This is a genomic window from Streptomyces sp. NPDC085866 (assembly GCF_044541035.1).
Taxonomy (GTDB): domain Bacteria; phylum Actinomycetota; class Actinomycetes; order Streptomycetales; family Streptomycetaceae; genus Streptomyces.
Genome location: NZ_JBITSQ010000013.1, coordinates 264860 through 278914, shown reverse-complemented (window position 1 = coordinate 278914; position 14055 = coordinate 264860). Strand labels below are relative to the sequence as shown.

At 69.3% G+C, this 14055-nt stretch carries 12 protein-coding genes, 1 rRNA gene and 1 riboswitch; of the genes, 12 read left to right on the top strand and 1 reads right to left on the bottom strand.

Translation table 11 applies throughout. The annotated features are described in order from the left end of the window. From rrf to ACIF83_RS31785, 11 genes are all read left to right on the top strand, one after another. A 5S ribosomal RNA gene (rrf, locus tag ACIF83_RS31835) occupies positions 1 to 95 on the top strand; the annotation flags it as partial. A 110-nt stretch (positions 96 to 205) separates the two neighbouring features. Next, positions 206 to 814, top strand: a complete 609-nt coding sequence (locus tag ACIF83_RS31830) for a CDP-alcohol phosphatidyltransferase family protein (protein WP_393482658.1) — start codon at positions 206 to 208, stop codon at positions 812 to 814. Between the two features lie 113 nt (positions 815 to 927). Continuing rightward, positions 928 to 3423 carry a sugar phosphate nucleotidyltransferase gene (locus ACIF83_RS31825; protein ID WP_393482656.1) on the top strand — a complete coding sequence of 832 codons (2496 nt, stop codon included), beginning with the start codon at positions 928 to 930 and terminating at the stop codon, positions 3421 to 3423. A gap of 129 nt (positions 3424 to 3552) precedes the next feature. Further along, positions 3553 to 4464, top strand: coding sequence for a DUF881 domain-containing protein (locus tag ACIF83_RS31820; protein ID WP_393482653.1), 912 nt, complete (start codon positions 3553 to 3555; stop codon positions 4462 to 4464). After that, on the top strand, positions 4461 to 4793 hold the full coding sequence (locus ACIF83_RS31815) for a small basic family protein (protein ID WP_003988855.1): 333 nt from the start codon (positions 4461 to 4463) through the stop codon (positions 4791 to 4793). Before ACIF83_RS31820 ends, ACIF83_RS31815 begins: the two co-directional genes overlap by 4 nt. A gap of 5 nt (positions 4794 to 4798) precedes the next feature. After that, positions 4799 to 5635, top strand: a complete 837-nt coding sequence (locus ACIF83_RS31810; protein ID WP_398139712.1) for a DUF881 domain-containing protein — start codon at positions 4799 to 4801, stop codon at positions 5633 to 5635. 190 nt (positions 5636 to 5825) lie between these two features. Then, positions 5826 to 6656 carry an FHA domain-containing protein gene (locus ACIF83_RS31805; RefSeq protein ID WP_399732089.1) on the top strand — a complete coding sequence of 277 codons (831 nt, stop codon included), beginning with the start codon at positions 5826 to 5828 and terminating at the stop codon, positions 6654 to 6656. Positions 6657 to 6697: 41 nt separating this feature from the next. Next, a complete protein-coding gene (locus ACIF83_RS31800; protein ID WP_399732086.1) occupies positions 6698 to 7435 on the top strand; it encodes a MerR family transcriptional regulator in 738 nt (245 codons plus the stop codon). A gap of 84 nt (positions 7436 to 7519) precedes the next feature. After that, positions 7520 to 7993 carry a bifunctional nuclease family protein gene (locus ACIF83_RS31795; protein ID WP_026253112.1) on the top strand — a complete coding sequence of 158 codons (474 nt, stop codon included), beginning with the start codon at positions 7520 to 7522 and terminating at the stop codon, positions 7991 to 7993. Positions 7994 to 8256: 263 nt separating this feature from the next. Continuing rightward, positions 8257 to 8937, top strand: coding sequence for a MerR family transcriptional regulator (locus ACIF83_RS31790; protein ID WP_393482642.1), 681 nt, complete (start codon positions 8257 to 8259; stop codon positions 8935 to 8937). A 52-nt stretch (positions 8938 to 8989) separates the two neighbouring features. Further along, complete coding sequence (locus tag ACIF83_RS31785) at positions 8990 to 10447, top strand: DNA polymerase IV (protein ID WP_393482639.1); 1458 nt, start codon at positions 8990 to 8992, stop codon at positions 10445 to 10447. Here ACIF83_RS31785 and ACIF83_RS31780 read toward each other — a convergent pair. After that, positions 10369 to 10740 (bottom strand): PRC-barrel domain-containing protein, encoded by a 372-nt coding sequence (locus ACIF83_RS31780; protein ID WP_386579652.1) that lies wholly within the window; start codon positions 10738 to 10740, stop codon positions 10369 to 10371. The genes ACIF83_RS31785 and ACIF83_RS31780 overlap by 79 nt on opposite strands. A 119-nt stretch (positions 10741 to 10859) precedes the next feature. Then, positions 10860 to 10954, top strand: a riboswitch (glycine riboswitch). A 172-nt stretch (positions 10955 to 11126) separates the two neighbouring features. Here ACIF83_RS31780 and gcvP point away from each other — a divergent pair. Continuing rightward, complete coding sequence (gene gcvP, locus ACIF83_RS31775; RefSeq protein ID WP_398139709.1) at positions 11127 to 14012, top strand: aminomethyl-transferring glycine dehydrogenase; 2886 nt, start codon at positions 11127 to 11129, stop codon at positions 14010 to 14012. Positions 14013 to 14055 lie beyond the last annotated feature (43 nt).

Sequence of the window (14055 nt, the reverse complement as noted above, 5' to 3'; positions counted from 1 at the left end):
AAACGCCCGGTTACATTCCGAACCCGGAAGCTAAGCCTCACAGCGCCGATGGTACTGCAGGGGGGACCCTGTGGGAGAGTAGGACGCCGCCGAACTCCTTTTACAGCTCCGGCTCTTGGGCACACAGCCCAGGGGCCGGAGCTTTTTTGCGTTGAGGTAAGGTCAGGGGGCATCGTTGGCTCGTTTTCGCACAGGAGGCCCCCGGGTGGAGGTCCAGGAGACCCGTGTCCAGACTGACCGGGTCCTCACCATCCCCAACATCCTCAGCATGGCGCGGCTCGTCGGCGTACCCCTCTTCCTCTGGCTGATCCTCAGGCCGGAGTTCGGGGGACCCAACAGTGATGGCTGGGCTCTCCTGGTGTTGGCCTTCAGCGGGATCAGTGACTATCTCGACGGCAAGCTCGCCCGGCGCTGGAATCAGATCAGCAGCCTCGGCCGGCTCCTCGATCCGGCTGCCGACCGGCTGTACGTACTCTCCACTCTGCTGGGGCTCACCTGGCGGGGGATCCTGCCGCTCTGGTTGACCGGCCTCCTGCTCGCGAGGGAGCTGGTTCTGCTGGTGATGGTGGGCATCCTCCGACGGCACGGCTATCCGCCGCCGCAGGTGAACTTCCTGGGGAAGGCCGCCACCTTCAACCTGATGTATGCCTTCCCGCTCCTGCTCCTCAGTGACGGAAACGGATGGATCGCGTCACTTGCCGCTGTTTTCGGATGGGCGTTCGCAGGATGGGGTACAACGCTCTATTGGTGGGCAGGAGTGCTCTACGTGGTACAAGTCCGCCGCCTGGTCCGCGCGGACGCCACGGCCGATTGAGCTCGTTGATTGTCCGGACATAGTGGCCCGATGGCCCGCTGCGGAAAACTGCGGGACAATGTGGACGGGTGAAGTCGGCTAGACCGTCGTCTCTCTAGGAGGACGCTTCCGACATGAAGGCCGTCGTGATGGCCGGTGGTGAAGGCACTCGCCTTCGCCCTATGACCTCCAGCATGCCCAAGCCGCTCCTGCCTGTGGTGAACCGTCCGATCATGGAGCACGTGCTACGGCTGCTCAAAAGGCATGGGCTCAACGAGACCGTTGTCACCGTTCAGTTCCTGGCCTCGCTCGTCAAGAACTACTTCGGCGACGGCGAGGAGCTCGGAATGGAGCTCACATATGCCAATGAGGAGAAGCCGCTCGGTACCGCCGGAAGCGTCAAGAACGCCGAAGAGGCGTTGAAGGACGATGCTTTCCTCGTCATCTCCGGCGATGCTCTGACGGACTTCGACCTCACCGATCTGATCAATTTCCACAAGGAGAAGGGCGCACTGGTCACGGTCTGCCTGACCCGGGTGCCCAATCCGCTGGAGTTCGGTATCACCATCGTCGACGAGGAAGGCAAGGTCGAGCGTTTCCTCGAGAAGCCGACCTGGGGGCAGGTCTTCTCCGACACGGTGAACACGGGCATCTATGTGATGGAGCCCGAGGTGTTCGACTACGTCGAACCCGATGTGCCCGTCGACTGGTCCGGCGATGTCTTCCCGCAGCTGATGAAGGAAGGCAAGCCGATCTACGGCTATATCGCCGAAGGCTACTGGGAGGACGTCGGTACCCACGAGAGCTACGTCAAGGCCCAGGCCGACGTCCTCGAGGGCAAGGTCAACGTCGACATCGACGGATTCGAGATATCGCCTGGCGTCTGGGTGGCGGAGGGTGCCGAGGTGCACCCCGATGCCGTGCTCCGCGGGCCGCTCTACATCGGTGACTACGCCAAGGTGGAGGCCGGCGCCGAAATCCGCGAACACACCGTCATCGGCTCCAATGTCGTCGTCAAGAGCGGTGCCTTCCTGCACCGGGCCGTGGTGCACGACAACGTGTATGTCGGTCAGCACAGCAATCTGCGTGGCTGTGTCATCGGCAAGAACACCGACATCATGCGGGCGGCCCGGATCGAGGACGGCGCGGTCATCGGTGACGAGTGCCTGATCGGTGAAGAATCGATCGTTCAGGGCAATGTGCGGGTCTACCCGTTCAAGACCATCGAGGCGGGCGCCTTCGTCAACACCTCGGTCATCTGGGAGTCGAGGGGACAGGCACAACTCTTCGGTGCCCGCGGTGTGTCCGGAATCCTGAACGTGGAGATCACGCCGGAGCTGGCCGTACGGCTGGCGGGCGCCTATGCGACCACGTTGAAGAAGGGTTCCACGGTCACCACGGCCCGTGACCACTCCCGAGGCGCCCGCGCCCTCAAGCGGGCGGTGATCTCCGCGCTCCAGGCCAGTGCCATCGACGTACGGGACCTGGAGAACGTGCCGCTTCCGGTGGCCCGGCAGCAGACCGCGCGGGGCAGTGCCGGCGGCATCATGATCCGGACCTCGCCGGGTGTGCCGGACTCCGTCGACATCATGTTCTTCGACGGGCAGGGCGCGGATCTGTCGCAGGGCGGCCAGCGCAAGCTCGACCGGGTGTTCGCGCGACAGGAGTACCGCCGGGCGTTCCCCGGTGAGATCGGCGACCTGTACTTCCCGGCGAGCGTCTTCGACTCCTACACCGGTTCGCTGCTGCGCAACGTGGACACCACCGGGATCGCGGAATCGGGCCTGAAGGTGGTCGTGGACGCCTCCAACGGCAGCGCCGGCCTCGTCCTGCCCAGCCTGCTCGGCAAGCTCGGTGTGGACTCGCTGACCGTCAACCCGGGTCTCGACGAGTCCCGGCCGACGGAGACCGCCGAGGTGCGCCGGAACGGGCTGGTGCGCCTCGGTGAGATCGTGGCGTCCTCCGGGGCCGCGTTCGGTGTCCGGTTCGACCCCGTCGGCGAGCGGCTGTCGCTCGTGGACGAGAAGGGCCGGATCATCGAGGACGACCGGGCCCTGCTCGTGATGCTGGACCTGGTGGCCGCTGAGCGGCGCAGCGGACGTGTGGCGCTGCCGGTGACCACGACCAGGATCGCCGAGCAGGTGGCGGCCTACCACGGCACGCAGGTCGAGTGGACGACCACCTCTCCCGACGACCTCACGCGCGTGGGACGTGAAGAGGGCACCATTTTCGGCGGTGACGGCAAGGGCGGGTTCATCGTCCCCGAGTTCAGCAGCGTCTACGACGGCACGGCTGCCTTCGTACGGCTGATCGGGCTGGTGGCGCGCACGCAGCTCACGCTGAGCCAGATCGACGCGCGGATTCCGCGGGCGCACGTCCTCAAGCGGGACCTGGCGACCCCGTGGGCCGTCAAGGGTCTGGTGATGCGGCGTGTCGTCGAGGCGGCCGGTGATCGCTTCGTCGACACGACGGACGGTGTGCGGGTCGTGGAGACCGACGGACGCTGGGTGATGGTGCTGCCCGACCCCGCCGAGGCCGTCACCCATCTGTGGGCCGAGGGCCCCGACGACGCCTCGGCGCAGGCCCTGCTGGACGAGTGGTCCGCCGTGGTGGACAGCGCGGGGCGGTAGAACCGGCAGCTCCGGACGGCAAAAGCCACAGCACACGCGCGTGCCGGACAAGTGTCCCCAAGGGGGCCTGTCCGGCACGCCGGTGGGGCCATTCGGAGGTACTGCGCGCGACATGCGACGATGTGCGGCATGCCGCAGCAACCCCCCGTTCGGAGCAGCCCCCCGCGGCCGCGGCGTCCGGACGCTTCCATGTCGTTGATCACCAACGTCATGGACCACAGCCTCGACGACGGGTACGCCGAGGCCGCCGCCCGGAAGAGGTCCCAGGGCATCGAAGGCGGGCTGCCGAAGACCCTCCGGGCGAAGCTGGGTCTGGCGGCCGGGCTGGTGCTCGCGGCGCTGGTCGTGACCGTCGGAGCGGCCCAGGCGCGCGTGGCGGCGCCCGTGGTGGCCAAGGAGCGCCAGGAGCTGATCGACCGCATCGACCGCGAGACCGCGGCCGCGGACAGCCTGGAAGGCGATGTCGACAAGCTGCGCGACGACGTCAGCTCCCGTCAGCGGGCGGCGCTGAAGCAGAGCGGCGGCGGTTCCGAGGCGGACCTGATGGGCATCCTGTCGGGCGCCACCGCGGTGCACGGTCCCGGGGTGAAGCTCGTGGTCGACGACGCCAAGGAGGCCAGCACCGGTGGCGACGGCACCAATCCGCGCGAGACGTCCGGATTCTCCGACACCGGGCGGCTGCGCGACCGGGACATGCAGCGGGTGGTCAACGGGCTGTGGGCCTCGGGGGCCGAAGCCGTCTCGATCAACGGACAGCGGCTGACGGCCCTGTCCGCGATCAGGGCCGCGGGTGAGGCGATACTGGTCGACAACAGGCCGCTGGTGCCGCCGTACACGGTGCTGGCAGTGGGGGACGGGGAGCAGCTGAGCACCGGGTTCCAGAACAGCGCGGACGGGCTGTATCTGCATGCCCTGGAGCAGAACTTCGGCATCCGCGCCACCATCTCCACGCAGGGTGACGTCCGGTTGCCCGCCGCACCGAGTGTGATCGTACGCACAGCACAGCCGAACGCCGAGAAGACTGAGAAGGGCACATCGTGATCGCCGTACTGGGCCTCGTCGTGGGAGTCGTGGCCGGCCTGTTGGTCCGGCCTGAGGTTCCGGCGGTCGTCGAGCCTTATCTGCCGATCGCCGTCGTGGCGGCGCTGGACGCCGTGTTCGGTGGTCTGCGGGCCATGCTGGACGGCATCTTCGACGACAAGGTCTTCGTGGTGTCGTTCCTGTCGAACGTGGTCGTGGCCGCGTTGATCGTGTTCCTGGGGGACAAGTTGGGCGTGGGCGCCCAGCTGTCCACGGGTGTCGTGGTCGTTCTCGGTATCCGGATCTTCTCGAACGCCGCGGCGATCCGGCGGCACGTCTTCCGGGCGTGAGGCAGATGAGCAACCAGGAAGAGCAGCCGGAGAACAGGCTGCGCAAGGAACTGCCCGACGAGGTGCCGGCCCCTGCGCCCGAGCCCGAGCAGGCTCCCGCCGAGAGCGCCGAGCCGCAGCTCACCGGGCGACAGCGGCTGGTCAAGGGGCTGTGGCCGCTGCGGGTCACCCGGGCCCAACTCATCGTCGCGCTGCTGCTGTTCGGCCTCGGTTTCGGCCTGGCGGTGCAGGTGGCGTCGAACAGCGACAGCGACAGCGCGCTGCGCGGCGCCCGTCAGGAAGATCTTGTCCGCATCCTCGATGAACTGGATGACCGTACTCAGCGTCTTGTGGACGAGAAGCAGGGACTCGAGAAGCAGCGCCAGGAGCTGCAGAGCAGTTCCGACCAGGCCGCGGAGGCGCGCCGGCAGACTGCCGAGAAGGAGAGACAACTCGGCATTCTGGCGGGCACCGTGGCCGCGCAGGGTCCCGGCATCACCATGACGATCGAGGACACGAAGGGGACGGTCAAGGCGGACATGCTGCTCGACGCGATCCAGGAGTTGCGCGCGGCCGGCGCGGAGGCCATCCAGGTCAACGGAGTGCGGGTGGTCGCGAGCAGCTACTTCACCGACTCCGGCAAGACCGTGAGCGTCGACGGGAACAAGATCAACGCTCCCTATCGTTTCAAGGTCATCGGCAAGCCGCAGGATCTCGAGCCGGCGCTGAACATTCCTGGAGGCGTGGTGCAGACGCTGGAGAAGGAGCAGGCCACGGCGACCGTCGAGCGGTCGAGCAAGATCGTCGTGGATGCCTTGCGACAGGCGAAGCAGCCTGACTACGCTCGGTCGTCCTCCCAGTGAACCGGCGGTGCATGGGGGACGTCCGGCAGGGGCATGAGGTTGCGGGGGGTCGGCGCACCGAAGGGGTGGTGCGTGGTGGAAACTGTCTGGTGGATACGGACGTTGTGAGGGTGTCCGGGTCGGCCGGTGTAGGCATTCAGGGTTCGTCCTGCCCCACGGGCGGGTCTGTTTCGGTCAAGGGGAATCGCCCGTGAAGTTGTTTGCGAAGTTGTTCGGCAAGAGCGCGCGAGAGGGCAGCGACAACGCGACCGCTCGTCATCGCGCACAGCCTGACGCAGAGGGCCAGCGCCCGCTGTTCCGCGACCAGGTCGCTGGTCCGGGCGGTGACATTTCCGGAGGTCAGGGCGCGGCGTCTGTTGACCCTGCCCAGTCCGGCGGCATAGGTTTCGGGCAACCGTCAACCTCAAGTGCGGGTGGAGGGTTTACCTCCGACCCGTATGCGTCCAACGCCCCCGCGGGGCTGCCGCGGCAGGAGGATCCGTCCATGTCGATCCTGGTGTGTACGAGGTGCGGTAACCGCAACGCGGAGAACGCCCGCTTCTGTTCCAATTGCGGTGCGCCGCTGCGGCCCGGTGTGGCGCCGGAGCGTGCGTCCGAGACCACGTCCACGATCTCCATCTCCGGTCTCGAGGCCTACGACGCCGAAGCGACCGGTCAGACGGCCATGCCGATGCTCTCGCCCGAGGCGCAGGCCGCGGTCGACGCGCTGCCGACGGGCTCGGCGCTGCTGGTGGTGCGCCGGGGGCCGAACTCGGGCAGCCGCTTCCTGCTGGACAGCGACCTGACCACGGCCGGCCGTCACCCGCAGAGCGACATCTTCCTGGACGACGTGACGGTCTCCCGCCGACACGTGGAGTTCCGGCGCTCCCCGGACGGCTCGTTCACCGTGGCCGACGTGGGCAGTCTGAACGGCACGTACGTCAACCGTGAGCGGATCGACCAGGTCGCTCTGTCGAACGGTGACGAGGTGCAGATCGGCAAGTACCGGCTGGTCTTCTACGCGAGCCGGCAGGGCATCTGACCCCCCCCGGACTCTGTCCGGGGGACCCCCAGGGAAGGTCCATGCTTCAAACACCGAGCGGCGGTGCCCGAAGCGGTACCGCCGCCGCGGACAGTGGGCTGATGAGCATCGGCGCGGTGCTGAACGCGCTGCGTGACGAGTTCCCCGAGGTCACCATCTCCAAGATCCGCTTCCTGGAGTCGGAGGGCCTCGTCGAGCCGCAGCGGACCCCTTCGGGGTACCGGAAGTTCAGTGCCGCTGACGTCGAGCGCCTCGCTCATGTCCTGAGGATGCAGCGGGACCACTATCTGCCGCTCAAGGTGATCCGCGAGCACCTGGACGCCGTGGAGCGGGGCGAGGCCGTCCAGCTGCCCCTGGTGGGGCGCCAGCGCACCGGTGAGGACGTGCTGGAGCCGCTCGAGTGGCCCACGGTCGCCCGGATCGGGCGGGCCGCACTGCTGGCGGCCGCCGACATCACCGAGGGCGACCTCCAGGAGTGGGAGTCGTACGGGCTCATCGCACCGCTGGAGGACGGGGCGTACGACTCCGAGGCCGTCACCGTGGCCTCGCTGGTCGCCGAGCTGGGCCGGTTCGGGATCGAGCCGCGCCACCTTCGGGTGATGAAGGCCGCCGCCGACCGCGAGGCGGGGCTCGTGGACCAGGTGGTGGCCCCTCTGAAGCGCCACCGCAACCCGCAGACGAGGGCGCATGCCGAGGCCCGGGCGAAGGAGCTGGCGGCGCTCACGGTGAAGCTGCACGCCGCGCTGGTGCAGATCGCTCTGGGTGTCCGACTGCCCTGAGCGGCAGGGTTTGCGGGGGCCGGATCGGGCACCTGTTCCCGGCCCGACTACCCAAACGTCCCGGGCACGGCCTAGGGTTGCTGTGTGAACGAGCTCGATGTCGTAGGTGTCCGGGTGGAAATGCCCTCCAACCAACCGATCGTGCTCCTGCGCGAAGTGGGGGGCGACCGTTACCTCCCCATCTGGATCGGGCCGGGGGAGGCGACGGCGATCGCCTTCGCCCAACAGGGCATGGCCCCCGCGCGACCGCTGACCCACGACCTGTTCAAGGACGTGCTGGAGGCCGTCGGCCAGGAGCTGACCGAAGTACGCATCACGGATCTGCGTGAGGGCGTCTTCTACGCGGAGCTGGTCTTCGCCAGCGGGGTCGAGGTGAGCGCCCGTCCCTCGGACGCCATAGCGCTCGCACTGCGCACCGGAACGCCGATCTACGGCAGCGACACGGTGCTGGACGACGCCGGCATCGCGATCCCGGACGAGCAGGAGGACGAGGTGGAGAAGTTCCGCGAGTTCCTCGACCAGATCTCGCCCGAGGACTTCGGCACCAGCAGCCAGTGAGACGGGGGCCGGCGCGGCGACCCGCGGGGTCCGTGACCGGCCGGTCGGCGGCTCGTCCGCGCCCGGCGCCATGGCAATTGCCACCGGCCATTGAGAGCGTCCTACGGCCCCCCGCCGGAGCATTCGGCTAGCCTTTCCCCGCGGTGGGGCACGGGAAACCACTCCTAGGGTGATTATCACTCGGCGTGCCGAGTGTGGCGATCGTTGACGCACCCCTGGTGACTGCCTACCGTCGAGAAGGCAGGTCAAGGACGGAGGTCGGCGTGAGAACCAGCGGCGACGGTACGGCTGGGGGTGCCCCCGGACGACTCGGGGAGAGCGGTCCGTACCCTCCCCCGAGTTCTCAGCTGCGTTCGGACAGGGGATACCCCCAGCCCGGCAGCGCGGTCGACCACGCCTCACAGCGACCGACGGTGGTGCCCGACGGCGGAGGGGCGGCGTCCATGGCGTCCGAAGAGATCGGCTATCGCGGGCCCACCGCCTGCGCGGCCGCCGGAATCACCTATCGGCAACTCGACTACTGGGCCCGCACCGGCCTCGTCGAGCCGAGCGTGCGGCCCGCGTACGGTTCGGGCACACAGCGCCTGTACAGCTTCCGGGACGTCGTCGTCCTGAAGATCGTCAAGCGGTTCCTGGACACCGGGGTGTCGCTGCAGAACATCCGTACGGCCGTCCAGCACCTCCGGGAACGCGGTTTCCGCGACCTGGAGCGCATGACGCTCATGAGCGACGGCGCCACGGTCTACGAGTGCACCTCGCCCGACGAGGTCCACGCCCTGCTCCAGGGCGGTCAGGGCATCTTCGGCATCGCCGTCGGCGTGGTCTGGCGGGACGTGGAAAGCGCACTCTCCCAGCTGCACGGCGAGCGCATCGACACCGGGGAGACCCTGGTCGGGCACAACCCGACGGACGAGCTGGCCAGGCGCCGCAACCGGGCGGTCTGACGGCGCCCTCTCGGGGCCCGCGTTGTCAGTGGCGTGGTGCAGCATCGGAGATGTGAGAAACGCGCCCACGATCCTGCATCTCGACATGGACGCCTTCTTCGCCTCGGTGGAGCAGGCGTCCAAGCCGAGCCTGCGCGGGAAGGCCGTCGTCGTGGGCGGACTCGGACCACGCGGGGTGGTGGCCACCGCGTCGTACGAGGCCCGGGTCTTCGGGGTCCACTCGGCCATGCCGATGGCCCAGGCGCGCAGGCTGGCGCCGAACGCCGCGTACCTCGTGCCGCGCTTCGCCCTGTACAAGTCGGTCAGCGAGCAGGTGATGGCGCTGCTGCGGGCGCTGTCGCCGCTGGTGGAGCCGCTGAGCCTGGACGAGGCGTTCGTCGATCTGGAGGCCGGCGGAGAGGCCTGGGACGAGGCGTCGGCGCGGCTGGCCGGGACGAAGCTGCGCGCGGACATCCGGACGGTCACGGGGCTGACCGGGTCGGTGGGGCTGGCCGCCTCCAAGATGCTCGCGAAGATCGCCTCGGAGCAGGCCAAGCCCGACGGACTCGTGCTGATCGAGCCCGGGACCGAGCGGGCGCTGCTGGGACCCATGTCGGTGCGGACGCTGCCCGGGGTCGGGCCGGCGACCGGGGACCATCTGCGGCGGACCGGGATCACCACCGTCGAGGAACTGGCCGAGGCGGGGGAGGACGAACTCGTACGGCTGCTCGGCAAGGCGCACGGGCACGCGCTGTACGCCATGGCGCTGGCGCACGACGACCGACCCGTGGTGGCCGAGCGGGAGACCAAGTCGGTGTCGGTCGAGGACACCTACGACGTGGACATCCATGACCGGCTGCGGGTCGGACTTGAGGTGCAGCGGCTCGCCGACCGGTGCGTGGGGCGGCTGCGCGGGGCCGGGCTGTCCGGGCGGACCATCGTGCTGAAGGTGCGGCGGTACGACTTCTCGACGCTGACCCGCTCCGAGACGCTCCGTGGGCCCACCGACGATCCGGCGGTGATCCGGGAGGCGGCCGCGCGGCTCCTGGAGTCCGTGGACACCACGGGCGGGGTACGGCTGCTGGGCGTGGGCGTCTCGGGGCTCGCCGACTACACCCAGGAGGACCTGTTCGCGCAGGCCGCTGCGGGCGAGCGGGACGCGGCCGCGGCCGTGGAGGCGTCACAGGAGGTCGTGCCCGACGCCGTGGAGGAGCGCCCCGAGCCCGCCGAGCGGCAGTGGCGTGCCGGGTGCGACGTACGGCACGCCGAGTACGGGCACGGCTGGGTGCAGGGCAGTGGCCTGGGGCGGGTCACTGTGCGCTTCGAGACACCGCAGTCCGAGCCGGGGCGGGTCCGTACGTTCTTCGTCGACGATCCCGCGCTGGAATCGGCCGAGCCGTTGCCGCTGGTGCCGGGAACCGAGGGGGCCCAGCGGCCCACCCCGGCCGGGGATCAGACCTCCTCCGTGCCCGCCAGCTTGCCGAAGTCGTGGTCCGGTACCGAAGGAGGTGCGGCCGCGTCTAGGCCGTAGTGGTGATAGAGCTGGAGTTCCTGTTCGGGGGAGAGGTGGCGGCCCACGCCGAAGTCGGGGGCGTCCTTGATGAGCGCGCGGTCGAAGGGGACCCTGAGGGCGCCCTCCACCAGCTCGCTGGGCTCCAGGGGGACGAAGGCGTCCCGGGAGAACAGACCGGTGCGTATGGCCGCCCACTCCGGCACGCCCGTGGCGTCGTCGAGGTACACCTCGTCGATGGTGCCGATCTTGGTGCCATTGCGGTCGAACGCCTTGCGGCCGATCAGGTTGCGCGGATCGATGTCGGTCTGCACGGTCCCTCTCCCTCCACTTGGTCGCAACTCATCCGTAAGCACTACAAAAGAGCACATTCAAGGAGGCGGCCACTCGAGGGCCCGGGCGTTGACCTCGCTGGTAGGCTGACAGCGGCTGCTGACCCCGTGCGGGAGAGTCCTCCGACCACCTCGGAGGCGCCGAAGGAGCAAATCCTCCCCGGAATCTCTCAGGCTCACGTACCGCACGGACGAGGTCACTCTGGAAAGCAGGGCGAGCGTCGACGGCTCCCGCCCTCACCGACGGTGAAAGCCGGGACCCTCGGGCGCCCGGTGAAGCTCTCAGGTTTTGATGACAGAGGGGGAGGCCGTCGGGGCAACCGCCGTGGTGCCCCCCGAAGGTCGCGTCAGACCAGGAGGCCTCCGCAATGACCGCCCATCGCACTCCGCTCTCCGAGCTCGAAGCGGGCATCCCCTTCGAGCAGCGCCACATCGGGCCCGACCAGGAAGCGCGGGCCAAGATGCTCGCGCACATCGGTTACGGCTCGCTCGACGAGCTCACCGCCGCCGCGGTGCCGGATGTGATCAAGAACGCCGACGCGCTCGATCTGCCGGGTGGCCGTACCGAGGCCGAGGTGCTCGCCGAGCTCCGCTCGCTCGCCGACCGCAACCAGGTGCTCGGCTCGATGATCGGGCTCGGCTACTACGGGACCTTCACCCCGCCGGTCATCCTGCGCAACGTCATGGAGAACCCGGCCTGGTACACGGCCTACACGCCGTACCAGCCGGAGATCTCGCAGGGCCGCCTCGAGGCGCTGCTGAACTTCCAGACGATGGTCGCCGACCTGACCGGCCTGCCGACCTCCGGCGCCTCCCTCCTGGACGAGGGCACGGCCGCCGCCGAGGCGATGGCGCTGTCCCGGCGCATGGGCAAGAACAAGAAGGGCCTGTTCCTGGTCGACGCGGACGCGCTGCCGCAGACCATCGCCGTCATCGAGACGCGTGCCGAGCCGACCGGTGTCGAGGTCGTCGTCGCCGACCTGAGCGACGGCATCCCGGCCGACGTCGCCGCGCGCGAGATCAACGGCGTGCTGATCCAGTACCCGGGCGCCTCCGGTGCCGTACGCGACATCAAGCCGGTCATCGACCAGGCGCACGAGCTGGGCGCCCTCGTCACCGTCTCCGCCGACCTGCTGGCCCTCACCCTGCTGACCTCGCCGGGTGAGCTGGGCGCGGACATCGCCGTCGGCACGACCCAGCGCTTCGGTGTGCCGATGGGCTTCGGCGGTCCGCACGCGGGCTACATGGCGGTGCACGAGAAGTTCGCGCGCAGCCTGCCCGGCCGTCTGGTCGGCGTCTCCGTCGACGCCGACGGCAACAAGGCCTACCGCCTCGCGCTGCAGACCCGTGAGCAGCACATCCGCCGCGAGAAGGCCACGAGCAACATCTGCACCGCGCAGGTGCTGCTCGCCGTGATGGCCGGTATGTACGCCGTCTACCACGGCCCCGAGGGGCTGCGCGCCGTCGCCCGCCGCACCCACCGCTACGCCACGATCCTCGCCGAGGGCCTGAAGGCCGGCGGTGTCGAGATCGTCCACGGCGCCTACTTCGACACCCTCACCGCGCGTGTGCCCGGCAAGGCCGCCGAGGTGGTCGCCGCGGCCCTGGAGAACGGGGTCAACCTGCGTCTCGTGGACGCCGACCACGTCTCCCTCGCCTGTGACGAGACCAGCAACCGGGCCCAGCTGGCCGCCGTCTGGTCCGCCTTCGGCGTCGAGGGCGACATCGAGGCGCTGGACGTGACGGCCGCGGACACCCTGCCCGAGGCCCTGCTGCGCACCGACGACTTCCTGACCCACCCGGTCTTCCACGAGCACCGCTCCGAGACCGCCATGCTGCGCTACCTGCGCAAGCTGGCCGACCGCGACTACGCGCTCGACCGCGGCATGATCCCGCTGGGCTCGTGCACCATGAAGCTCAACGCGACCACCGAGATGGAGCCCGTCACCTGGCCCGAGTTCGGCCAGCTGCACCCCTTCGCGCCCGCCGAGCAGGCCGAGGGCTACCTCACGCTCATCCGGGAGCTGGAGGAGCGTCTCGCCGAGGTCACCGGCTACGACAAGGTCTCGCTCCAGCCGAACGCCGGTTCGCAGGGCGAGCTGGCCGGTCTGCTGGCCGTCCGCGGCTACCACCGGGCCAACGGCGACGAGCAGCGCACCGTCTGTCTGATCCCGTCCTCCGCGCACGGCACCAACGCCGCCAGCGCCGTGATGGCCGGCATGAAGGTGGTCGTCGTCAAGACCGCCGAGGACGGCGAGATCGACGTCGAGGACCTGCGGGCCAAGATCGAGCAGTACCGCGACGAGCTGGCGGTCCTGATGATCACCTACCCGTCCACGCACGGTGTGTTCGAGGAGCACGTCGCCGACATCTGCGCCCAGGTGCACGAGGCCGGCGGCCAGGTCTACGTCGACGGCGCCAACCTCAACGCCCTGGTCGGCCTCGCCAAGCCGGGCCACTTCGGCGGCGACGTCTCGCACCTGAACCTGCACAAGACCTTCTGCATCCCGCACGGTGGCGGCGGCCCCGGCGTCGGCCCGGTCGCGGTCCGCTCGCACCTGGCGCCGCACCTGCCCAACCACCCGCTGCAGCCGGCGGCCGGCCCGGAGACGGGCGTCGGCCCGATCTCGGCGGCGCCCTGGGGCAGCGCGGGCATCCTGCCGATCTCGTGGGCGTACGTCCGCCTGATGGGCGGCGAGGGCCTCAAGCGCGCCACCCAGGTGGCCGTGCTCTCCGCGAACTACGTCGCCAAGCGCCTGGAGCCGCACTACCCGGTGCTCTACACCGGCCCCGGCAACCTGGTCGCGCACGAGTGCATCATCGACCTGCGCCCGCTGACCAAGGCGACCGGCGTGAGCGTGGACGACGTGGCCAAGCGCCTGATCGACTACGGCTTCCACGCGCCGACCATGTCCTTCCCGGTGGCCGGCACGCTGATGATCGAGCCGACCGAGTCCGAGGACCTGGCCGAGCTGGACCGGTTCTGCGACGCGATGATCGCCATCCGCGCGGAGATCGAGAAGGTCGGCTCCGGGGAGTGGCCCGCCGAGGACAACCCGCTGGCGAACGCCCCGCACACCGCGGCCGCGCTCGGCGGCGAGTGGACGCACGCCTACAGCCGCGAGGACGCCGTCTTCCCGGCCGGCGTCTCGACCGCCGACAAGTACTGGCCGCCGGTGCGCCGGATCGACCAGGCCTTCGGTGACCGCAACCTGGTCTGCTCCTGCCCGCCGCTGGACGCGTACGAGGACTGAGCGATCCCCTGGTGAGAGCCCCGCCCGTGTTCGGGCGGGGCTC